Source organism: Loktanella sp. M215 (genome assembly GCF_021735925.1).
Classification (GTDB): Bacteria; Pseudomonadota; Alphaproteobacteria; order Rhodobacterales; family Rhodobacteraceae; genus Loktanella.
In genome coordinates, this window is record NZ_WMEA01000008.1 from 98721 (window position 1) to 121056 (window position 22336).

At 59.3% G+C, this 22336-nt stretch carries 21 protein-coding genes, 4 pseudogenes and 1 riboswitch; of the genes and pseudogenes, 15 read left to right on the plus strand and 10 right to left on the minus strand.

Going from position 1 to position 22336, the window contains the following annotated elements:
• Window positions 1–2: 2 nt before the first annotated feature.
• Window positions 3–1043: pseudogene (locus GLR48_RS25020) on the plus strand (esterase-like activity of phytase family protein); the annotation flags it as partial.
• Window positions 1044–1207: 164 nt separating this feature from the next.
• Here GLR48_RS25020 and GLR48_RS25025 read toward each other — a convergent pair.
• The 5 genes from GLR48_RS25025 to GLR48_RS25045 all read right to left on the minus strand — a co-directional run bounded on the left by GLR48_RS25025 (window position 1208) and on the right by GLR48_RS25045 (window position 6078).
• Window positions 1208–2137, minus strand: coding sequence for a PHP domain-containing protein (locus GLR48_RS25025; protein WP_237066905.1), 930 nt, complete (start codon window positions 2135–2137; stop codon window positions 1208–1210).
• Window positions 2134–3195: an ABC transporter ATP-binding protein gene (locus GLR48_RS25030; RefSeq protein WP_237066907.1), complete on the minus strand. Its 1062-nt coding sequence runs from the start codon at window positions 3193–3195 to the stop codon at window positions 2134–2136. The genes GLR48_RS25025 and GLR48_RS25030 overlap by 4 nt, the downstream gene beginning before the upstream one ends.
• On the minus strand, window positions 3192–4025 hold the full coding sequence (locus GLR48_RS25035; protein WP_237066909.1) for an ABC transporter permease: 834 nt from the start codon (window positions 4023–4025) through the stop codon (window positions 3192–3194). The genes GLR48_RS25030 and GLR48_RS25035 overlap by 4 nt, the downstream gene beginning before the upstream one ends.
• Window positions 4013–4909 carry an ABC transporter permease gene (locus tag GLR48_RS25040; RefSeq protein WP_237066911.1) on the minus strand — a complete coding sequence of 299 codons (897 nt, stop codon included), beginning with the start codon at window positions 4907–4909 and terminating at the stop codon, window positions 4013–4015. Before GLR48_RS25040 ends, GLR48_RS25035 begins: the two co-directional genes overlap by 13 nt.
• Window positions 4910–4980: 71 nt before the next feature.
• Window positions 4981–6078, minus strand: a complete 1098-nt coding sequence (locus GLR48_RS25045; RefSeq protein ID WP_237066913.1) for an ABC transporter substrate-binding protein — start codon at window positions 6076–6078, stop codon at window positions 4981–4983.
• A 226-nt stretch (window positions 6079–6304) separates the two neighbouring features.
• Here GLR48_RS25045 and GLR48_RS25050 point away from each other — a divergent pair, with 226 nt between their 5' ends.
• The 4 genes from GLR48_RS25050 (at window position 6305) to GLR48_RS25065 (ending at window position 10137) form a co-directional block, all read left to right on the plus strand.
• Window positions 6305–7294, plus strand: coding sequence for a hypothetical protein (locus GLR48_RS25050; protein WP_237066915.1), 990 nt, complete (start codon window positions 6305–6307; stop codon window positions 7292–7294).
• Window positions 7295–7499: 205 nt separating this feature from the next.
• On the plus strand, window positions 7500–7694 hold the full coding sequence (locus GLR48_RS25055; RefSeq protein ID WP_237066917.1) for a hypothetical protein: 195 nt from the start codon (window positions 7500–7502) through the stop codon (window positions 7692–7694).
• 222 nt (window positions 7695–7916) lie between these two features.
• On the plus strand, window positions 7917–8453 hold the full coding sequence (locus GLR48_RS25060) for a helix-hairpin-helix domain-containing protein (protein WP_237066919.1): 537 nt from the start codon (window positions 7917–7919) through the stop codon (window positions 8451–8453).
• A gap of 148 nt (window positions 8454–8601) precedes the next feature.
• Window positions 8602–10137: an alkaline phosphatase D family protein gene (locus tag GLR48_RS25065; RefSeq protein ID WP_237066921.1), complete on the plus strand. Its 1536-nt coding sequence runs from the start codon at window positions 8602–8604 to the stop codon at window positions 10135–10137.
• A 57-nt stretch (window positions 10138–10194) separates the two neighbouring features.
• Here GLR48_RS25065 and GLR48_RS25070 read toward each other — a convergent pair whose 3' ends face one another.
• The gene (locus tag GLR48_RS25070; RefSeq protein WP_237066922.1) at window positions 10195–10440 is read right to left on the minus strand and encodes a hypothetical protein; all 246 of its coding nucleotides are present in this window, start codon (window positions 10438–10440) and stop codon (window positions 10195–10197) included.
• A 383-nt stretch (window positions 10441–10823) separates the two neighbouring features.
• Window positions 10824–10988, minus strand: coding sequence for a CbtB domain-containing protein (locus GLR48_RS25895; protein ID WP_272911736.1), 165 nt, complete (start codon window positions 10986–10988; stop codon window positions 10824–10826).
• Window positions 10989–11026: 38 nt separating this feature from the next.
• Window positions 11027–11250: riboswitch (cobalamin riboswitch) on the minus strand.
• Between the two features lie 408 nt (window positions 11251–11658).
• On the opposite strand from GLR48_RS25895, the gene GLR48_RS25075 reads away from it, so the two are divergent.
• The 5 genes and pseudogenes from GLR48_RS25075 to GLR48_RS25095 all read left to right on the plus strand — a co-directional run bounded on the left by GLR48_RS25075 (window position 11659) and on the right by GLR48_RS25095 (window position 14673).
• Window positions 11659–12219 (plus strand): recombinase family protein, encoded by a 561-nt coding sequence (locus GLR48_RS25075; RefSeq protein ID WP_237066924.1) that lies wholly within the window; start codon window positions 11659–11661, stop codon window positions 12217–12219.
• Window positions 12220–12336: 117 nt separating this feature from the next.
• A complete protein-coding gene (locus tag GLR48_RS25080; protein ID WP_237066926.1) occupies window positions 12337–12666 on the plus strand; it encodes a type II toxin-antitoxin system RelE/ParE family toxin in 330 nt (109 codons plus the stop codon).
• Window position 12667: 1 nt separating this feature from the next.
• Window positions 12668–12997, plus strand: coding sequence for a transcriptional regulator (locus GLR48_RS25085; RefSeq protein ID WP_237066928.1), 330 nt, complete (start codon window positions 12668–12670; stop codon window positions 12995–12997).
• Between the two features lie 131 nt (window positions 12998–13128).
• A pseudogene (locus GLR48_RS25090) lies at window positions 13129–13440 on the plus strand (type IIL restriction-modification enzyme MmeI); the annotation flags it as partial.
• 79 nt (window positions 13441–13519) lie between these two features.
• A protein-coding gene (locus tag GLR48_RS25095) for an IS3 family transposase (protein ID WP_237066933.1) occupies window positions 13520–14673 on the plus strand; the annotation gives its coding sequence in 2 pieces (ribosomal slippage) (window positions 13520–13772 and window positions 13772–14673; 1155 coding nt in all).
• A gap of 352 nt (window positions 14674–15025) precedes the next feature.
• Here GLR48_RS25095 and GLR48_RS25100 read toward each other — a convergent pair.
• A complete protein-coding gene (locus tag GLR48_RS25100; protein WP_237066934.1) occupies window positions 15026–15772 on the minus strand; it encodes a hypothetical protein in 747 nt (248 codons plus the stop codon).
• 444 nt (window positions 15773–16216) lie between these two features.
• Here GLR48_RS25100 and GLR48_RS25105 point away from each other — a divergent pair.
• A pseudogene (locus GLR48_RS25105) lies at window positions 16217–17464 on the plus strand (IS3 family transposase).
• Window positions 17465–17860: 396 nt separating this feature from the next.
• Here GLR48_RS25105 and GLR48_RS25110 read toward each other — a convergent pair.
• Window positions 17861–18295 (minus strand): type II toxin-antitoxin system VapC family toxin, encoded by a 435-nt coding sequence (locus GLR48_RS25110; RefSeq protein ID WP_237066936.1) that lies wholly within the window; start codon window positions 18293–18295, stop codon window positions 17861–17863.
• Entirely contained in the window at window positions 18286–18513 is a 228-nt protein-coding gene (locus tag GLR48_RS25115; protein WP_237066938.1) for a type II toxin-antitoxin system Phd/YefM family antitoxin, read from the minus strand. The genes GLR48_RS25110 and GLR48_RS25115 overlap by 10 nt, the downstream gene beginning before the upstream one ends.
• A 459-nt stretch (window positions 18514–18972) precedes the next feature.
• On the opposite strand from GLR48_RS25115, the pseudogene GLR48_RS26195 reads away from it, so the two are divergent.
• The 4 genes and pseudogenes from GLR48_RS26195 to GLR48_RS25135 all read left to right on the plus strand — a co-directional run.
• Window positions 18973–19104: pseudogene (locus GLR48_RS26195) on the plus strand (IS30 family transposase); the annotation flags it as partial.
• Window positions 19105–19549: 445 nt separating this feature from the next.
• On the plus strand, window positions 19550–20914 hold the full coding sequence (locus tag GLR48_RS25125; RefSeq protein ID WP_237066942.1) for a sensor histidine kinase: 1365 nt from the start codon (window positions 19550–19552) through the stop codon (window positions 20912–20914).
• Between the two features lie 266 nt (window positions 20915–21180).
• Window positions 21181–21714 (plus strand): methyltransferase family protein, encoded by a 534-nt coding sequence (locus tag GLR48_RS25130; protein ID WP_237066944.1) that lies wholly within the window; start codon window positions 21181–21183, stop codon window positions 21712–21714.
• Window positions 21714–22295, plus strand: a complete 582-nt coding sequence (locus tag GLR48_RS25135) for an N-acyl amino acid synthase FeeM domain-containing protein (RefSeq protein ID WP_237066946.1) — start codon at window positions 21714–21716, stop codon at window positions 22293–22295. The genes GLR48_RS25130 and GLR48_RS25135 overlap by 1 nt, the downstream gene beginning before the upstream one ends.
• Window positions 22296–22336: the final 41 nt, after the last annotated feature.

Genomic DNA, 22336 nt, shown 5'->3' on the forward strand with positions numbered 1-22336 from the left:
CTCCGATAGAACCCGTGCTGAAACAGCTTCTGCCATCCGGTATCGCGCCGGAAGGGGCTATCGCGATCCCCGATCGCAACCTGTTCATCACCGCGAACGAGGCCGATCTTGTCGCCGATGATGGCGCGCGCAGCCACGTGATGATTTACGAATATCAGGACGCAGCGGCCGCCTATCCGCAACTGACCTCCGCGGGGGCAGAGGAGCTGATTGGCTGGGGCGCGATCTCCGGCATGGTGGCTGGCGAGGACGGCCTGATCTATACGGTCAACGACAGCTTCTACGGCTACCAACCCACGATCTTTACCATCGACACAACGCAGTCGCCCGCCCGGATCACGAATGCTTTGCGTGTGACAAGCGCTGGCTCTCCGGCGCAGAAGCTGGACATGGAAGGCATCACGCTGGATGGCGAGGGTGGATACTGGGTCGCCTCCGAGGGGCGCACAGATCAGCTGATCCCGCACGCCTTGTATCACGTCGATGCGGATGGCGAGATCGACCAGGAAATCGGTTTGCCTGCGGAATTGCTGGCGCAAGAAACGCGCTACGGTTTTGAGGGGATCACCAAGGTCGGCGATACGCTCTGGATGGCGGTTCAGCGCGAATGGGGCGACGATCCGGCGGATCATGTCAAACTGATCGCCTACAACACCGACACCGAGGAATGGGGCGCCGTCCTGTATCCCAAGGCCAGCGCTGACGAAGGCTGGGTCGGCCTGTCGGAAATCGTGGCCCACGGCGACAGCTTTTACGTCGTCGAGCGTGACAACCAAATCGGCGCCGCTGCGGCCATCAAGAAGGTCTACAGCATCCCTGCCGATCAGATGGTCGCCGCCCCGATCGGGTCTGATCTGCCCGTCGTCACCAAGACTGAAGTCCGCGACCTGATTCCCGATCTGAAGGCCCAGGGCGGCTATGTCGTGGACAAGATCGAAGGGCTGGCGATCTTTGCCGATGGCACCGCTTGGGCCAGCACCGACAACGATGGCGTCGATGACAGCTCTGGCGAGACGTTCTTCTGGTCGCTGGGCCAGCTTTGACAGCACGCCCGTAAGACAGGCTGGTCTGCGATGCATGTCGCGGACCAGCGCAGGCAAGATGTGCGGACGCCGCTGCGAGCGATGTGACGAGTGGCCATCAACGTGCCGCATGTCAGTCTTTGGACTTTGAAATCCCGGACGTGCGGCCCGCGGTCACTCAGTCCCTATGACGCGGTCCGCCGGACCGGATTGCTCCACGCGCGACGGCCTGCACGGTCGATGACGGTGATGCGCAGCCAAGGTGATGTGGCGCAGCGCAGTAGAGGAACGGTCGTGCGGGTCATCGAGGTGCCGTGGACGGCCTGCGCCGCCGAGCCGTGGCCTTGAACGATGACGGCGGCAACGGCGCTGCTGTCGATCGTGATGGCTTTGTCGGTGACTTCGATATGATGCAGTTGCGGGCCTTGGCTGGAATAGAAGTGACCGACCTTGAGGGCGGTCAGCAGGGCCTCTGGCGTGCGGTCTTCAGATTTCACCATGACCCAGCCGCCGAAATGATCGGGTTCCGAGAAGTGTGCGTCATCGGTGGCGACCATGGTCAGGTCGCGGCCTTCGGACAGCAGCAGGTCGGCGAACTGGAATCCGTCGGGGCGATCGCAACCCACAGCACAGCCGTGGTTGTAGATCTCGACCGCATGGGCAGCCGTCAGGCTGCGGGCATCGTCCAGCGTCATGCCGGACCATTGTGGGTGGGCCACGGCGACGAAGGCACCGGCATCCACCGCACGCTGCGCCAGTTCCGGTCCGGTTTCCTGATTCGCGACGGGGACGAAGGCGGGCGCATGGGCCGGTTTGAAATCGGCGGGTAGGCCGACGGCCAGGATGTGCCACAACTCTCCGTTCTGCATCGGGCCGGCATGCAGTTCCGCGCCCAAAATCGTCGTGAAATCGTCGTCACGGAACGGGACCGTGTCGGCGATGGGATAGTCGTAGATGCCGATCATGTGGTCGGTCAGGGCGATGAAGTCGTAGCCTTCGGCCTTGTAGCGGCGGCAAACCTCTTGCGGCGCCAGAATGCCGTCGGACAGGGTCGAATGGGTGTGCAGGTTGCCGCGGTAGAAGCGACCTGGGGCGGCGAAAGCGGGCAGGATCATGGGGAAACCTCTGGAATGACAAGGACGTCGTCGCGGGTGAACCAGACGTCAGTCTGGTCGCCCACTATGGGCAAGGGAAGATCGGCGCGGTTGAACATGTCGACGCTGACCGGTTGGCCCGACACATCGACCTGAGCACGAATGACGGAGCCGAGGAAGCTGCTGTGCAGCACCCGCCCCGGCAGCGACAGGTCGTCGCCGGGGCGGCGGTGCAGCGACAGCGCCTCTGGCCGTAAGGCGACCGTGATCGGCGCACCGGGTGCCGCACCGACATGGTGCGGATTGCGGATGGATTGCCCGGCAAAGGCGATGGTGTCGTCTGCCCCGGTCTGTGCGGCAAAGGTATTCAGCTTGCCGACGAAGCCCGCGACGAAACGCGTGGCGGGCCGGTTGTAGATCTGCGCCGGTGTGCCGATCTGGTCGGCGCGGCCCGCGTGCATCACGACGACCCGGTCAGAGATCGACAGCGCCTCCTCTTGGTCATGCGTGACGAAGACGGTGGTGATGCCAAGTTCCTGCTGGATGCGGCGAATATCGTCGCGCAGGGACGTGCGGATCTGCGCATCAAGCGCCGACAGCGGTTCATCCAGCAGCAGCAGGTTCGGGCGGGGGGCCAGCGCGCGTGCCAAGGCAACGCGCTGTTGCTGGCCACCGGAAAGTTGATAGGGATAGCGGTCCGCCAGATGACCCAATGCGATAAGGTCAAGCATCTCGGCGACGCGGGCTGTGATCTGGGCGCGTGTCATACCCGCGATTTGCAGACCGAAGGCCACGTTCTCACGCACGGACATGTTGGGAAACAGCGCGTAGGCCTGAAACACCATGCCGTTGCGGCGACGGCTGGCGGGCAGGGCGGTGACGTCGGTGCCTTCGACGCGGATCTTGCCGCTGGTTGGTGTCTCGAACCCCGCGATCATGCGCAGGACCGTCGTCTTGCCGCAGCCGGATGGCCCGAGGAACGACACGAATTCGCCCGCCGCCACGCTGAGGTCGAAGTCGCGGACGACGGTATTGGCCCCGAAGGACTTGCCGATGCCGGTCAGGGTCAGGAAGCTCATGTTTCGGCCTTTGTGACGGCGCGGGGCGCGCGGAATTGCAGCAGGCGCTGGCCCGGTTTGCGGATGGCGAACACCTCCATCAGGGCCATGCAGGCCCACGTGAAGGCAAAGGCCATGATGGCAAGGGCCGCAGGTTGATAGGCGTAGTCCTGCCCCATCTGCACGAGGTAGGGACCGAACGCCGGGCGGTTCAGCAGGCTGGTGATAGCGAATTCGCCAAGGCTGATCGAGAAGGTCAGGAAGGCTCCCGACAGGATGGCCGACTGGATGTTGGGAAAGATGACAAAGGCGATGGTGCGCAGGCGGGACGCGCCAAGGCTTTCGGCGGCCTCTGTGAGGGTCGCGATATCGATCGCCCCCATGCCGTTGTCGACGGCGCGATACATGTAGGGGATCGACAGGACCACATAGCCAATGACCAGCAGGACGTTCGTGCCGCCTTCGGTCATCGTCAGTGGCAGGATCGAGCTGGTGCCGTAGATGCGGACATAGCCAAAGACCAGCACGACCGGCGGGATGATCAGTGGCAGCAGACTTAAGAATTCGACCATGCCCCGCAGGCGCGGCAGACGCAGCCGCACCCAATAGGCGGTGGGCACGACGATGACGCTGCCCGCGATGATGGCCGTAAACGACGCAGTGGCGGAAAAGCCAAGGACGGACAGGAAGATGTCGCTGTCGAAGACGGACCTGTAGGCGGCGAACGATAACTCTCCGCGTGTCATGCGCAGGGAAAAATTGAAGGTTGCGATCAGTGGCAGGACAAAGAACGCGGCCCCGATCAGGGCGATGACGATGGACAGGACGGGGGTGCGCTTCACTTCTGCCACCGCTCTGCCCGTCGGCGCAGGACGAAGTAGAGCGTGTTCGACAGGCCCATGATCAGGATCATGCCCACGGCGAGCGCGTAACCAAGGTTCGGGTTATAGAGCACGTTGCCCCGTATCTGCTGGAACAGCAGGATCGGCACCACAGGAAAGTTGGCTGAGGTCAACGCATAGATCGTGGCCAGCGTCCCGAAGGCATTGGCGAAAAGCAGCAGGAAGCAGCCCAGCACGGACGGCGCCAGCAAAGGCAGCGCGATGCGGGTCAGGTATTGGGTCCGTGTGGCACCAAGGCTCTCGGCCGCCTCGCGCCATTCGGGGCGCAGCCCCTCGAGCGCCGGGGTGATCATCAGGACCATCAACGGCAGCTGGAAGTAGAGGTAGGTCAGTGCCAGACCCCAGAAGGAAAAGAGCGAGAAGCCCATGCCATAGATGTTGACGCCAAACAGGTCGCGCAGAACCAGCGTCACCAGCCCCAACCGCCCCAGCGTGGCAATGAAGGCAAAAGCCAGCGGCACGCCTGCGAAGTTCGATGCGACGCCGGAAAACGTCATGAAGGCCCGCCGCACCCATGTGGGAAGCCCGCCAAGGATCAGCGCATAGGCCAAGATCAGGCCGAACACCGCGCCCATCGCGGCAGAGGCGAGGCTGAGCCGGATCGACAGAAGGTAGGACCGCACGATCTCTGGCGCGGACAGTTGCAGCATGGTGTCGAGGGTATAGGTGCCATCGGGCGACTGGAACGCGCCGTTCACCAGATAAAGAACGGGCAGGATCAGGAACAGCAGCACGAAGGCCAGAAAGGGCACAAGGCCCAGCCAGGCCCAGTTCAGCTGAAGGCGGCGGCTACGGGGCGGAACGGTGTCGGACGACAGGGCGGTCAGGGTCAAAGGATGTTCCTGCGGACAGGGGTTGGGCGGCAGGTCTGCACCTGCCGCCCGGATCAGGGTGAGGCGGAGCGTTATTCGACGCCCATGTCCTTGGCCCAGTTGTCGGCCACGGCGGTCTTGGCGGCGGCCTGTTCGTCCAGCGTCGGGAATACGGCCTTGGCGTAGTTATCCGCCGGCGGCAGCTTGTCCATCAGGTCCTGCGGGATCACGCCACGGTCGGCCATGTCGTTGAAACGGATCGGGTGGCAATAGCCCTTCAGCCACAGCGTCTGGCCTTCGTCGGAATAGATGTATTCCATCCAGAGCTTTGCCGCGTTCGGGTGCGGTGCGTAGGCGGAAATCGCCTGCACATAGACGCCCGCGACAACGGCGTCGGACGGCACTACGACCTCTATCGGCGGATTGCCGGCCAGCGTGTCGCGCATCGCCAACAGGTTGTAATCCCAGTCGAAGTAGAGCGGCGTGGTGCCCTGTGTCAGGTTCTGGGAATTGCCGTTGACGGGCACAAGGTTGCCGCTGTCCTTCAGGCCCTTGAAATAGCCGATGCCGGCGTTCAACGCGTCGCCGCCTGCTGCGGTACCTTGTGCGATACCTGCGGCATAAACCGTCATCATGGTGCTGTTGCCGGTGCGCGGATCGCCAGGAATGGCGACGGCGTTGGCATAGGCGGCATCGGCCAGATCGGCAAAGCTGGTGGGGGCATCCGGGATGATGTCGCTGTTCACACCAAACGCCAGCACACCGTAATAGTCGCCATACCAGTATCCGTCAGCATCCTTGGCATCGTCGGGAATGCTGTCCCAGACCGAGACCTTGTAGGGCTGGATCAGGCCTTCGTCCTTGGCCGCGGGGCCGAAGGACAGGCCCACGTCGATCACGTCGGGCGCCTGCGGACCGGCGTTATCCTTGTTGGCCTTGATCGCTTCCAGCTCATCGCCGGAGCCTGCGTTCGGGTTCAGCTCGTTGACCTCGAGGCCATACTTGGCCTTGAAGCCGTCGATGACCTCGCCATAGCCGCACCAGTTGTGGGGCAGGGCGATGGTGGTCAGGGTGCCTTCGGCCTTGGCGGCGTCGATCAGCTCTTTCGTCGGTTCGGCGAACGCGGCCGTCATCGACAGGGCAGAGACGCTGGCGAGCAGCGGCAGGGCAAAGCGGGTGAGGGATGTCATCTTCGATCTCCGGATGGTGGGCACGGACGCCCCGGCAGGCGACAGGCCTGCGACGCGCAAGCTCTGCGCCCTGCGGGTAACGGGAAATTAACGTTTGCAAGACGAATTCGTGACAGGCGGGGCAGCCGCTTCACAGGGCACCAAATTTCACTGTCACGAGAGGTTCACAGGACGGGCCTAAGCGGCGGCAGCGGCCTTTGTGCCGCGCGGATAGGAGAATCTCGATATGAATACTGTTTCACGCCTTGCCGTCATACTTGCGGCCTGTGGCATCATGCAGGCGACCGTCGCCAGCGCAGAGCCGTTTTCCATGGGTCTGTGGGGCGACATGCCCTATGCCAAAGCAAATGACGCGCCCGCCATTCCTGCGCTGATCGCGGACATCAACGCCTCCGATATCGCGTTTTCAATGTATGACGGCGACATTAAGGACGGTTCGTCCGAATGCACCGACGCGATCTATACCGATGCCATCGCAATGTTCGACAGCCTGACCGCCCCGGTCATCTATGTCCCCGGCGACAACGAATGGACCGACTGCCACCGCACGAACAACGGCGGCTGGGACAACATCGAGCGTCTGACGCATATTCGTCAGACCATGTTCGACACTGCAGATACCTTCGGTCAGACGAAGATGCCGGTCGATCATCAGGGGGCACCGGGCGAGAAATTCGCCGAGAACACCCGCTACAGCCGCGATGGTGCGATGTTCGTGGGCCTGAACGTACCGGGATCGAACAACAACATGGTCGCCGACGACGACGCCTGCACAAAGAAAAGCGCCCGCACGCCTGAACAATGCGCCGCTGACAATGCGGAGTATCAGGAGCGTGACGCGGCCAACATCGCCTGGCTGACTGATTCCTTCGCCAAGGCCAAGGAAGCCGGCGACAAGGGCATCATGATCGTCATTCAGGCCGACATGGGCTTTGACGTGCCAGAGACCGAGGATGACGACGAAAGCCGCATGCCGGGTAAGGAAGGCTATGCCGCCTTCCTCGATGCGTTAATGGCGCAGACCGAAGGCTATGACGGTCAGGTCGTTCTGGTGCACGGCGACACCCACTACTTCAAGATCGACAAGCCGCTGCCCGACGCCTTCCACACGCTGGCGAACCTCACGCGGGTGCAGACCTTCGGGTCGCCCAACGTCCACTGGATCCGGTCGACGTGGACGCCACGACGCGCGACGTCTTTACGTTCCGGCCGATGATTGTCGCCGCGAATGCGACGAAGTCGCTGTCGAACTGACGCCTGCCGGGTGTTGCGGCACCCGGCGTTTTCAAATGATGCGATGCGCCGGGCTTTGTCCCGGCGTATTGCGTTCAAACGGGCGCCAAACTGCCATTTGCAAAGAATGTATATACAAACGATATATATTGTCGTAACAAATGACGTGCCCATCGACAGGATGTGATGTGACCGACAAGAAGAAGACGAAGAAGAAGGACCTGAAGGACAGTCAGTTGATCGTCAGGATCACGGCATCTGACAGGGATCGCTTCGTGTCATTATGCGATACGCTCGACACGAGTGCGGCGCGTGAAATACGCCGCTTCATTCGCGACTTTCTGCGCGATCACGACAATCAGCCTGACGGGCACGATACTTGAAATAATCGGAGATCTAAAATGTCCAAGACATCAACCGTAAAATCGTTGGAAAAAGAAGTCAAAGCCCGGAAGGCCAAAGTGGCGCGTCAGGAAAAGAAACTGAAGGCCGCAAAGAAGGCGCTGAAGAAAGCCGCCTGAACTGGATGGTTGACGGCTGGGGGGCTGGCCTTCGGGGCCGGTCCCTCGTCGGATTTGACGCGTGACGCTCAAGGGATATTCAAGATGACACCTCTCCAAAAGGTTGCCGGGATCGGTCGGACACTGGCCACGGCACTCGCCAATCGCGGGATTGCCACCGCAGAACAGCTGGCGGCGGCATCGCCCGACATCTTGCTGGATATCCCGCGCCTTGGCGCACTGCGGGCAGAGAAGCTTTTGACTGCGGCCCGGTCTGCTGTCAGCGGCGATACGGAACAGGGTCTGGCATCGCAAGACCCGGCCGAAGTTGAAGCCAGCGATCCACCCGTGATGAAAGATGTGGGCAAATACAAGAAGACCCCACAGAAGGAATCTGGCAAGCCAGACAAGAAGGCGTCTGACAAAAAGTCGAAGGCCAAAGAGTCCAAGGCCACAAAGTCTGATGCCAAAAAGGCCGAGATAAAAAAGCCTAAGAAAAAGAAGTCCGAGGGCGATAAGTCGAAGAATAAGGTTGAGGCCAAGGCGACGAAGGCCCCATCGTCTAAAAAGGCGAAATCCACGGGGACGAAAAAAGAAGCCAAACTTTCAAAGGTCAAGACTTCTAAAGCGACGAAGAAGTGACGCCTATGCGGCGGTGATCTAACTTGTGCGATTTGTCTTGCCGACAGCTGTCACGCAAGGTTCATGAAACCGTCGTGCCGCTAACAATCAACTGTTACCTGACGGTCCGACGATCCGTGATGAGCAATTCATCAACGGAGATTCCTGGATGCCGCGCATTTCCTTTACCCGCCGACAGACCCTGATGGGCGGTGCCGCCCTTGGCGCATCACTTGCCATGCCGTCGCTGTCGCGCGCGCAGTCGCGCCCGCTGATCACCCATGGTGTCATGTCGGGCGACGTTGCCCACGACGGTGCCGTCATCTGGGGCCGCGCTGACCGCGAGGCCAAGATGCTGGTCGAATGGGCCACGACCGAAAGCATGACCGATGCGCGCGCCGTGCCCGGCTTGGCCGTCGGCACGCCCAGCGACTTTACCGGCAAGCTGGCACTGACCGGTTTGCCCAGCGATCAGGATATCTTTTACCGCGTAACGATGGCCGATCTGGCCGACGGCACGCTGTCCGACCCCGTCACCGGCACGTTCCGCACCGCACCTATGGGCAGCCGCGACGTCAGCTTTGTCTGGTCCGGCGACACGGCCGGGCAGGGCTGGGGCATCGACGAGGATCGCGGCGGCATGACGACCTATGCCACCATGCTGGGTCATGCCCCCGACTTCTTTCTGCATTCCGGCGACACAGTTTATGCGGACGGCGTGGTTGAGGCAGAGGTGGCGCTTGCCGACGGGACGATGTGGAAGAACATCGTCACCCCGGCCAAGTCTAAGGTCGCCGAGACGCTAGACGAATTCCGCGGTCAGCACCTCTATAACTATATGGATAGCAACGTGCGGGTGTTTAACGCCGCCGTGCCGATGATCGCCCAGTGGGATGACCACGAGGTCACGAACAACTGGTATCCCGACGAGGTACTGGCCAGCGACGACCGATACACCGTCAAATCCATGCAGCTTCTGTCATCCCGCGCCGCCCATGCGTTCCACGAGATGATGCCGACGCGGCAAAACCTTGCCGAGCCCAACCGTGTCTATCGCCGCGTGTCCTACGGTCCGCTGCTGGATATCTTCCTGATCGACATGCGCACCTATCGTGGCGACAACACCGCCAATACCGAGGCTGAGGGTGCTCCGTTTCTGGGTGCCGACCAGTTGGCGTGGCTCAAGCGCGAGATGGTGAATTCCACCGCGACATGGAAGGTCATCGCCGCGGACATGCCCATCGGGATGATGGTGCGCGATGGCGAAACCGCGATGGAGAACGGTGCCAACGGCGACGGCCCCGTGCTGGGCCGCGAAAAGGACATCGCCGCCGTGTTGTCGTTCATCAAGGCGGCACAGATCGCGAACACGGTCTGGCTTACGGCAGATGTTCACTACACCGCAGCGCATCACTATTCCCCCGACCGCGCCGTGTTTCAGGATTTTGAACCGTTCTGGGAATTCGTGTCCGGTCCGCTACACGCCGGCACCTTCGGCCCGAGCGAGTATGACAATACCTTTGGTCCCGAAGTCCGGTTCGCCAAACATCCTGACGCCGGTCAAGCAAACTTGCCGCCCAGCGACGGGATGCAGTTCTTTGGCAAAGTCGATATCGCGGCGGATACGGGCGTCATGACAGTGCGTCTGATGGACAGTGCCGATGTTGAACTGTGGTCCGTCGATCTGGAGCCGCAAACCGTCTGATCAATTACGATGCCCGGGCGGCCGTATGGGCCGCCCGGTCGCTTACGACGTGATGTGTCAATGCCGGTTCGCGCCGTCGGACAGCTGACGTCCGCCGATAGGTGACCTTTGCTGCTCGCGCGCCAACCAGTCTGTCACGGAATTCAGGCTCGCGCCCTCGATCGTCGCATCGCAAAGACGCTGATCAAGCAGCGACAGCTTGCGGACCGGACGGGCCATGCGGTCGCCCGGATGCAGCTCCCATAACCAGATCACAGTGCCGCGTTCATCCGTTTCTGCGATGTAGCGCGATCGATTGTTCATGGCGAATCCCCCGATTTTGTCATCTGGACGTCACGGTAGGCCGGATTTGTACCGTTCCCAAGGGATTCGTAATTCTCTCGGCGGACGCGACTTGGATCACCAGCCGCCGCATTTGTCACGGTCCCGTCATGATCATTAAACAAAACTGAATCCTGTAGTCCTTAAGTCTTCCCCCAATCGAAACGTCGGGGGACGTCCATGCTGCAGGTCAAGACACTGACGAAACGCTTCGGCGACCACACTGCGGTGGACTCAATGTCGTTCAACGAGGCGGGCCCCTGCATGACAGGGATCATCGGTGCATCGGGTGAACGAAGACAAGGTGAAGAACGCCGGCGGCCGCGCCAGCCAGCAGCACGGTCGTCAGAATGGGACGCAACATGTCAGTGGCAGGAAAGGCCGGTCGCTTGGCGCACATCGTGCACCGCGTCGTGAATGGCACAGGCCGAGGCAAAGCCAACGGACGCGATCAAAGCTAGGCCGAACGCCAAGGCAATTAAGATTACGCGCGTGCCGCCTGCATCGCGCACCCTCGATTGAACAAGCATCGTCTTAGGTCATCCTCCTTGCCGTCACACCCGACGGTCGGTTTGCATTGTGCTTGGCAGGTCTCCTGGCTCGCAGGTCATAACGATCTGCCGGCCTTCCCCACATCATGGGATGTGAGTGGACAATTCGGCAGTCGCTCAACTCTTACAATTGCGGGGGCGGCTCTGGCATCGGATCTCCATACCGGATCGATCCTGACCAGATTCCCTGTTCGGTTCCTACACGTAGTGCGTCTGGAACACCAAGCAGGATCACTAGACCGAGCCGGGCCCAAAAAGGCAATATCCGTTGCGCGGCACCGCTCCAGTTACAGACCAAGGTAGGGCGCGGGGGTCGCGCTCAACTGGTCACCTTTTCCAGACACTGCAAGATCGGGCTATCGGTCCGATTGTCGCCTGCGCAGGACGAGACGCGATTGCATCAGCGCAAAACGCCGATGGTACCGTCCTAAGAACGCCCTAGACCAAAAATGCGATGTGCTCTCCGAACAGCTAAATGACTGGAACAATTATCCGTTGTCCATCAGACGTGCGTTTAATGGACAAATGCCAAGTCAGTCCAACAACGCCTCTACAACGGGTAACTGGACAACTTGATTTTTGGATGGGATTGCGGACAGATGGGTCTGGCGGGGGCGGATCATAGCGCCTTCAAGCCCAAAGGATTGTCATGTCGCTCATTGGATACGCCCGGGTCTCGACCGCTGAACAAGATCTTGCCCTTCAGCTCGACACTTTGAATGCCGCCGGGGCTTCCCGCATCTTCGAGGACCGCGGTATCTCCGGTGCCAAGACTGAGCGACCGGGGCTTACCGCCGCACTTTCGTTTCTGCGAGAAGGCGACACAATGGTTGTCTGGAAACTTGATCGTCTGGGTCGGTCGATGACGCATCTGCTGCAAACCGTTGCAGAACTTGAAGGTCGCGGTGTTGGCTTCAAGTCGCTAACGGAAAATATTGACACCACCACGCCGACCGGACGTCTCGTTTTTCACATCTTCGGGGCGCTTGGCCAGTTTGCGCGCGATCTGATCCGCGAAAGAACGAATGCTGGGCTAGCTGCCGCAGCTGCGAGAGGGCGCAAAGGTGGTAGGCCTATCGCAGTCACAACCGACAAAATTCTTCGCGCCCGGCAGCTCATGGCGTCAGGTCTAAACGTGCGCGAGGCGGCCGCACGAATTAGGATCAGTAAGTCCGCCCTTTATGCAGCCTTGAAAAACAGCGCGCCGTAAATTGTCTACGGCCACACAATGGGCGGGGCAGGGGAGGGTCACAACCAACCGCAATGTGTGTAAGTGCGACGCAGTAGGCATTGACACTTAGTAACACATATGTCACCATAAATTCTTATGATCGAACTCGTTATCTATGTCACCGAAGCGGGTAAGGTCCCATTCGCCGATTGGTTCGACCGGCTGGACACTACCGCCGCTCTTAAAGTTCGAACGGCACTGGCACGGATCGAAACTGGAAACCTAGGAGATGTGAAGCCTGTCGGAGAAGGCGTGTCGGAGCGGCGCATCACCTTTGGTCCAGGGTATCGGGTCTACTTCGGGCAAGACGGCGATAAGCTTGTGATCCTGCTGTGCGGCGGCACCAAGCGGCGCCAGGCACAAGACATCAAGCACGCGAAGGCCCATTGGGACGACTATAAATCCCGAAAGTCAAAAGGAGACTGACATGGCACTGACCAGAAGTTTCAAGGATACGATCAAGGCTCGCGCCGATCGAGACCCTGCGTTTCGCGTTGGGTTGTTCAAGGAAGCTATCGAAGCGCTGCTGAGTGATGATCTGGAAACCGGCAAGCTACTGCTGCGGGATTACGTGAATGCGACCGTTGGGTTCGACGCTTTGGCGCATGACATGCAGAAGGATCCAAAGAGCCTGATGCGTATGCTGAGCACCAAGGGCAATCCTCGGGCGGACAATCTGCTGGCAATGGTGGCGCGTCTCAAGCAACGTGAGGGCGTAACGTTTACAGTAACCCAAGGAAGCGGTTTTCACGCCTGATCAGCATTGCAAAATATCGCCGTAATAGACTCCTAATATTCAACAATCTCGTGGCCTCCGCAGGTAGAAAACCCGCAAGGCCGACACTGCTGCGACAGTTATGACTTCCGGCAAACCAAGGAAAAACAGTCATGAACGCTGTCGAAATTGAGCAAGCTATTTCTGAGCTTGCGGAACAGCCCTTCGACGCTGAAGAGTTTCCCTATGCCTTCCTGATGGCGTTCGGGAACAAGGACACGACCATCAAGCGCCTGCGCACCGGCGCGTCTAATAAGTCAGACATAGGCGGCGTTCTTCAAACCAACAACATTCACCTTGCGACCTGTACCGTAGGCAAGGTTGCCGCAACATTGGAAGCTCTCAAGTCCAGTCCCACTACCGCTCGCGCCAAGGCAAAATTCATCCTCGCCACCGATGGCATCGACCTGGAGGCCGAGGACATTGAGGTGCCCCCCGAAAACTGGACACTGACGTAAGCTCTGAATTGCTGTCTGCTGATCTTCACCACGAAGGAGATCGAAGATGACGAAACGAAAGCAACATGCCCCTGAGTTCAAGGCGAGGGTGGCGCTTGAGGCGTTGAAAGGTGAGGCGACCGTGTCGGAACTGGCGAGCCGGTTCGGGGTGCATCCGACGATGATCAACCAATGGAAACGTGCGCTGCTGGACGGCGCGTCTGGTGTCTTCGAACGTGGCGGCCGCAAGGCACCCGTCGTTGATGAAGACCAGGTCAGGGACTTGCATGCCAAGATCGGAGAGCTGGCTGTGGCCAACTCTTTTTTGGAAAGAAAGCTCAAACCTTGGGGCGGGAAGTGAGGCGCAGCATGGTCGAGCGCGACCATCCGGACCTGTCGATTGGCCAGCAGTGCGCGCTTCTGTCGATACCGCGGTCGTCGTTTTATTACATGCCGCAGGGTGAGACGGAGCAGAACCTCGCGCTGATGCGGCTGATCGACGTGCAATTCCTGGAGACGCCCTTCTTCGGCGTTCGCCAGATGACGTGGCACCTGCGCAACGAGGGACACGCGGTGAACGAGAAGCGCATCCGTCGGCTTATGCGCCTGATTGGTTTGATGCCAATCTACCAGAAACCCAACACCAGCAAGCCGGCGAATGGGCACAAGACCTATCCCTACCTCTTGCGCGGGCTGCGCGTAGAGCGGCCCAATCAGGTTTGGTGCGTGGACATCACCTACCTGCCGATGCGCAGAGGGTTTCTTTATCTGGTGGCGATCATGGACTGGCACACCCGAATGGTTCTGGCCTGGCGGATCTCGAACACGCTGGACGCCGACTTCTGCGTCGACGCGCTGAACGAGGCAATCTATCGGTTCGGGCCACCTGACATCATGAACAGCGATCAGGGATCGCAGTTCACATCGTTTGCCTGGACAGATCGCCTGCGGCGGTCGTGCGTCCGCATATCGATGGATGGCAAGGGCCGCTACTTGGACAAAATCTTCATCGAGCGTCTGTGGCGCACGCTGAAATACGAGTGCGTCTACCTTCACGCCTGGGAGACCGGGTCTCAGGCCCGCGCGGGTGTCCGGACATGGATGGGGTTCTACAATCACCGCCGCCCGCACAAAGCCCTTGGCGGCCAACCACCGGCCGTAGTCTACTCGCTGAAAGTCGAAGCAACGCAACCCGATCAGCAGGAGCAGATCAGAGCTTAGAAAGCGCCAGATCCTGTCCAAGGGAAGGGGAGCACCTCATTTTGACGGAGCAATGCGAAAACTAGACTGTATGAAATCAACTCAAATTTGAGCTTTTGCAGTCGTCACAGCACGCAACTACATAAACATCCTTAGACATATATTACATAATTTCACTTATGCGATATGTCAGTAAGGGTGACGTATGTCTTAGCTAGAGGACTACTATCATTGCCCTGCCCGATGGGGCGGAAGCAAAGCGCGACAGGTCCAAATCGCTTCACCCATCGCTGCCACATGATGGAAACCGGCAACGACAGCTACCGCTTCAAGGCAAGCTCTGATGCAACACATTTTCCTGAAGGCGTTCGCTTCACTGGCAGCTGTCGATAGAAAAATTCGGAAATCCGGCCATTATTTCCGAGAGACTAAACGGGGCTTTCTCGGGAATGACACGGTCCACCCAATTATCATTTGCGATCATACCGTCGATGAAGGTTCTCCGCATCAAGCAGGCCCGCTCGGCCTGCTCGATCCCCTCCAGGACCTCTTCTTCGGTTTCGTTCAGTAATTTCATGGTAAGCTGGATCAGAGCTTTCATTTGTCTCTTCTCCTCTGAGCAGATTTGCGCATTCGTCCTATATGCATCGAGAGGCTGGTTGCCAGGCTCTTCCGCTTCGTCTGACGGTATCCGATTCTGCACGAAATTCGTCTCTTGGGATATCTGAGCCTGCATTCCGTCCATGATCCAAAGATCGCCGTACCGCTTGTTCAGAAAGAACGCGTAGTCCTTATTCCACTGTCTGCATGCGCAACTGTCCGGGGAGGTCTTGCAGGCACTATCTTGATTGACGAGGTGGCGCCGAATGTCCACTTCCGCGACCATCTCATTCTGACGAATTTCAAGCTGTTCACCGGTGGTCGGGACTTCTGGTCGAATGATGCGAGTCGACTCTTCTATGATCCGTCTCGCCGTTTCTGAGTTGCAGGCTGACCGCGTTTCCGAGTCGTATGGCAGCGTCGGATCACTGGGATCTCCGCCAGTCGCATCCTGCCCATAGCGCCTCTCACACGTAGCCAGCTGTGTCTCATATTTCTGTTGCCGCGCCAGCGCGGCCATCTCGAAACATACGGGGTCTTCACAAGGGGTGGACGGAGGGTTGCGATTTAGTACCGGTTGATCCGCTGGCTTGGCAGGCTCGAGCTCGGGCTCGGGCTCGGGCTCGGGCTCGGGCGACTCAGCCTCGGGGGGCTCGGGCTCGTTTGTCACAACATCATAGAAGCCGCGCTCCGTGAGAGACTTGTCCAGCTGTTCAATGTTCTGCCGGATAAGAGCCGCGATCTGCTTTTCGTTCCGTTCTCTCTCAGCAGATCTTTCGCTCGCTTCAGCGAGAAGCCGATCTAAATTCCTCGTCTGGTCTTCTTCAAACTCCCTGCGTGCATCCTGATCTTGCGGGTAGTCATCTTCGGGTCGGACGATAGATCCCCAAAATTCGCCGGCTGAGCTGCTGCCGGTTTTGTGGACACGAAGATAAGATCGTGACCATTGAACTGGAGAGTGGATATGACGAGACGGAAGTTTAGCCGCGAGTTCAAGATCGAGGCGGTAAGGCTGGTGACCGAGCGAGGCGTTGCGGTCGCTCAGGCGTGCCGGGACCTGGATCTTGCGGAGAGCGTGGCTCGCGTCGCTGGATGCGGGAATTGATGGGAGCGCCTGTTGCGGCGTTTCCCGGCAATGGCTTGCAACGCGCAGAATTGGCCGAGATTGCGACCCTGAAGAGAGAGGTCGCCAAGCTCAAGGCGGAGCGTGACATCCTAAAAAAAGGCGGCAGCTTACTTCGCGCGGGAAGCGACATGACGTTCGCTTACGTGGCAAAGCATCGGCACATTTGGCCGGTCAGCTGGATGTGCGCGGTGCTGGGCGTCTCCCGATCCGGCTTTCATGCCTGGCTCAGAAGGCCGATAAGCGAACGCGCGGCTCAGGATGCAAAGCTCGTCCAGTCGATCGACAAGAGCTTCAAGGCCAGCGATCGCACCTATGGCGCCCGCCGGGTCTGGCGTGACGTTCTGGAAGAAGGTCTCGCATGTGGACTGCACCGGATCGAACGCTTGATGCGGCTAAATGCAATGAGAGCGCGGCCCAAACGCCGCGGGAACCCGAAGGATGACGGCGAGCGGTCGGTCATCGCCGACAACATCCTTGACCGCGACTTCACAGCAGACCGGCCGAACCAGAAGTGGCTTGCCGACTTCACCTACATCTGGACCGCAGAGGGCTGGCTCTACGTGGCGGTCGTGCTGGACCTGTTCTCCAGGGTTCGCCATTGTGCTTGAACCAATGGCGCATCAATGGCTCACCGTCGGCTGGTCCATGAAGGCGGAACGGGATGCTTCACTGGTCATGGATGCGCTGATCCCTCTCATGGTTTGCCAGTCATTCCACCGGAATGACCTGCAAACCACTGCCGGGCAGCGGATGGCCGTCTGGCGGCGCGGAAAGGCTGACGCGCTGCTCCATCACTCAGACCAAGGATCGCAATATACCAGTGAGCAGTTTCAGCGCCTGCTGCTGGACAACGGCATCATTTGCCGGGTGAGCCGTGCGGGCAATGTGTGGGACAACTCAGCAATGGAGAGCTTCTTCTCGTCGCTGAAGATCGAACGGACAGCCCGCAAGGTCTACCGCACCCGTGACGCGGCACGCGCCGACGTGTTCGACTACATCGAGCGCTTTTACAATCCGAGGCGACGGCATTCGAAGCTGGGCTATCTCAGCCCTATGGCGTTCGAGGACCGAGCTATGCAAACCTAACCCGGTGTCCACGAAACCGGCAGCAGCTCATTCAGCCGTAACGATCTGCGACCGCAGATCAGTCAGACGAGCGCGCTGGCCGTCGCGATGGCGGAGGTTTTCGCAAAGCTCGACCCTGCCGCGCGCAAGTACGTGAAGCCTGCAAGCGTGTTGAGAGATTTCCTCGCTGAACACGACGCTGAGCTGGCGAATATGTTTAGGGAATCGAACATCCTGAACTGATGCAGTGCGCCAGGCGGATCGCGCCGCATCCTTGTCATCTCGCACACTTCGCCATCGCGAGGCCAAGGCACTGCTGATGGCTGACGATTCGTCTTTGAGGGCTTCGGCTGCTCCGAGGCAGCAAACTCCATTTGCAACGCGACTTATATCAGCCGCCGTACTGCGCGATACAGCTTAAGCGGGTTTTGGTCGCGGTATCTCGCCCCAAATCCGTCCGATCCAATCGGCGCGTTCGGTGAGTTCATCAAAGGCAACATCCTTGGAGATCAGCGGGCAGGAAAGTTCGATGGCTGTTGCCGCGATCATCCGGTCAAACGGATCCTTGTGTGCCCAGTCCATCCCCCCTGATAAAACCGCCATCTCCGCAGTATAGGGTGCTACAACGCCCCCTTGGGCGCGCAAAAGAAGCGGCAGACGGTCGACAATTGAGCCAACCTCTATCCATTTTCCCGACCGGTGCTTGGCAGTAATCTCGTGGAAGGCGCAGGGGGGCACGTAAACCGTCCGCGCCTGCTCGATCACCTCACTGGCGACGGAAGAGAGTTCGTCCTTGCGAAACAGGCTCCAGACCCAAGTGTGGGTATCCAAAAGAACAGTCGTCAGGTCCAAAGCGCGATCTCGTCGTCCGCCATGGGTGCGAGAAAATCAGGGATACCGGTCACGTCCCCCTCGGCGATCCCAATACGGAATACAGGCCCCGTGATCTGGGCCGACACCAGGCGGACGATCGGTTTACCGCCCCGCGCGATTATAACCTCTTCGCCACGTTCTGCAGCTGCGATAAGCTCCGACAGTTTGGCCTTCGCTTCCGCGATATTCATTTGCATGGGAAGCCTCCACAGCGACCACGCCAATGTGGTCCAACACATAGACTAACGTAGTTGATGGTCCACGGTGTGACAAGTATCGAAATGCGGTTAGTTCGCCTTGATGGGAGAGCCAGTCCGTCAGAAATGCGGTGCTGGAGAAGCAGTAGGAACGCGTGATTCCGCAACCGGTCGACTACTAACGCGGCTGGGTCACGTTCAATTTAACGGGCATGCCGAATGGCAGCACCAGCAAACTGGGAGGGTAGGATTGCGATCACGACCGGCAGTCCCCGGATCCCAACCGCGACGGGCACCGGCATTAAACCCGTGCTATCCGGCCAAACGATGTTCACCACCTTCCACTTTACCGGTCTACCCGCACCCCATCCAATGTCATCGTGCTGGACGACAAATTTCAAATATCAAAACCCTTTCTTCACTACGATCAGCGCGACAGATCATACCTGTCAGCACAAAGAACGGCTGTCCTACAGAACTGAGAGCATCGCCGAGCGCACTGAATTTTGCCGCTGGGAATGCGATTTGATGATGTTCCGCAAGGCGCATGGAAAGGTGCATGTGAAGTCTCTGGTGGAAAGCAGCAGTCGCTGAACCGTTGTCGCGTCCCCCGCCACCCAATCGCGTCTAGCCAGTGCCCTGCATCACGACTTCACGGGCGTGCTGCAGTGACTCCGATGTCGCAGGTGTCCTGCGCCATGACGTTGGCGGACGGCACGTCTCAGCCCGTTTGCCTCGCCCATTTTTGAAGGCGACGTCAGTCGTTAATGCGCCGGTGACAAAGATTAACAACGATACACCTAAAAGTTGACACGTTTCGCGTTCAGGGGTTGAACCTGAGATGTTTCGTGACGCATGAGGCGCCCAGGGAGACGACCGGGTGTGCCGCCCGAACGGAAAGTAGAAGCTGTATGCCGCGCCTGAGACCGATGCCGACCCAGAAGCCGCACTTGGCTGGTTGTCGCATCGCGACACCTGCGACCGCACGGCCTGGCCGCCCGGCTCCGTCGGCGGGCGATCCCCAAGGTCACGCATCATGACAGTCCGGATGTCCGGTGGTGCGGCCCGTGCGGCACCCCGAAATCGGTTGAAACACCTTCAGGATTATGCGCGCGCCGTCAAAGCTCTGACATGGCAGCGCCAAGGCATATTTGCCGCCGTAGCCCTTCTGACCGGCTGGTTTTTCACGCCTTGGAAAGCAGAGCTGTTCTTTGCCGTCGGTATGCTGTGCGAGATCGTGGATCTGCGGCTTGCAAACCGCGTCGACCGGGTCCGCGCGGACGATGTCAAAGGCATGGGGCTGATCCTGACCGGCTTCGTGCTGAACACGATCGTCAGTGCGTCCACCATCGGCATATATGCAGTCTGGGTTGCCCTGACCGAAGATGGTGTGGGCATGTTCACCGCCCTGTTCTGTCTGTTCGCCGGGGCCATCTTTGCGGCAATGAACAATCATCAGATCGCGCGCCTTTTGGCGATCCGGCTGACCATCTATGCTGTGGCCTTCCTGGTCATGACCATGCGGGACCTGGTCGTCTATCGTCCACCCCTGTCGTCCGACCTGTGGCTGCAATTCTTTACGGTCATGTTCGTGATGTATTTCCTGATCGACTGTTCGCTCAGCTTCCTGCGGATGTACCGCACAGACCTCAAGCGGCTTGAAGACCTGCAAGCCGAGCATGAGCGCACAAAGGCAGCGCTTGTCGTGAAATCCCAGTTCGTGGCCGCCGTGAGCCACGAGCTACGGACACCGTTGACGTCGATCAAGGGATCGCTTGACCTGATCAATACCGGCAAGTTCGGAGAGCTGCCGCCACGGGTGCAGAATCTGCTGACGGTCGCGGGGCGGAACAGCAAGCGCCTTGCCGATCTTGTCGATGACCTTCTGGATCTGCAAAAGCTCGAAGAAGGACAGATGACCTTTGACAACCAGACGATCGAGGTCCGGTCGTTCCTGGCCGACGCTGTGGGCGACCATCAGGGGCTGGCCGAAAGATACAATGTCAATCTGAATTTCCGGGCTGATGACGCCCCGGCCGTCCACGTCCACGCCGACCGCGCGCGGTTGATGCAGGTGCTTTCGAACATGATCTCGAATGCAGCGAAGTTTTCGATGGCCAAGGGCGATGTCGATATCGGGCTGTCGGTTGCGCAGGGCTGGATCCGGATCTTCGTGCGCGACTACGGCATAGGAATCCCCGATGACAGCAAGGCACAGGTCTTCGAACGATTCAGGCAACTCGATCCCTCGGACCAGAGGAAATGCGGCGGCACGGGCCTTGGCATGAATATCTCTCGTGAAATCGTGGCCGCCTTGGGCGGACTGATCGACTACGACAGCACGGTTGGGGTCGGGACGACCTTTTATGTCGACCTGCCCTGCACGGGGAGTCCCGGGTAACCCTGCGTAACCCTCATCGCCTGAAGATGCAGCAGCCAAGAGATTGACGCATAAGCCCGTTGGAAATTATCAACGGGACGTGCGAAGTCGCTTGCCGCAACATTCATTCGACTTTACGTTCAATCTATCGGCACCTCTGATTTGGTTAACACCATCTTAGGTAGCGTTAGTGTAGACCCGGTCATGGGTATTGTTAACGATTGAAAACGGATGGATGCCGAAGCTCATGAAAGATAAAAAGACAAGTGTCGCACATTTTTGATGTCGTGATCGGCTTGGCCGCACTCGCGTATTTTTTGGTGATTGCTGCAGCAACAAAGCAACATTTCACATCAGAGACATATCCCATTGGGATGGTGCTGATCTCGACGCTTTCGCTGGTTGGCCTATCGGTCTTCATGGCGCACGCTTTCCTCTGGACGCTGGATTTTCCGGCCATCGTCTTCGGGATGATCCTTGCCGCATCCGCGTTGTTTGCATGGGCGATCAAGCACAGCCGGGACTGCAGGCTGTCTCTCGCGTTCGACGAGGATCTGAAGATCGACGGCATCATCACGACTGGCCCTTGGCGATATGTGCGGCACCCCTTCTATACATCCTACGTCCTGTTCTGGTCGGCCTGTGCTCTGGGCACGACCCATATGGCGTCGGTCACGGTCTGCGTCACTTTGGTTTTCATCTACGTCTATTCGGCCATAAAGGAAGAAGGCGTTCTTCGCCGCAGCACGCACGGTCCGGCTTACCTAAGTTATAAAACCAGAACAGGTTTCTTCTTTCCGCGCTACAGGCTGAAACCCTAATGCTGCTCGCGACCAAGTTCGATGTCAGCCGCGTGCAATCAAAGGGTGGCCTGATCGCGGTCGGCTCTTTTCGCTATAATTGCTATCTGGCGGATGGGCTGATCGGAAATCGCGCCGACGGAAGCTTTCTGGACGAATACGATTACGTCGATAACGCGCAGGTTTACGTCCTGAAATCAGGCGACAGGATCGGGGGCACGATCCGGCTGCATATTCTGGATCGCTCCAGCGCCCGCTCGGCCACGATGTCGGCGTTTTACGATATTCTACAGCCAAAGATTCTGGCCGGCCTGACGCTGATCGACGGTGCGCGGTTTGCGGTCGCACCCGATCTGGGGGCGCGGCGGCTGTCCGTCGCGCGGCAGACGCTGCGTATCTATGCCAACTTCGCCAAGCTGCATGACGTGGATTACGGGATCGCTGCCGTGTCGCAGGACCGGGTCGCCTTCTATAGCCAGCTATACGGCTTCGACCAACTGTCAGAACCGCGGTCTTACGGCGGGCTAAGCAAGAAGTTGGTCCTGATGGGTGTCGATCTACGCACCTCTGGATTTGCCGATCGGCACGCCCGCATCAGCTGACCGTCCGGCACCCTGACAGGCTGCCGGACGGCATCAATTTC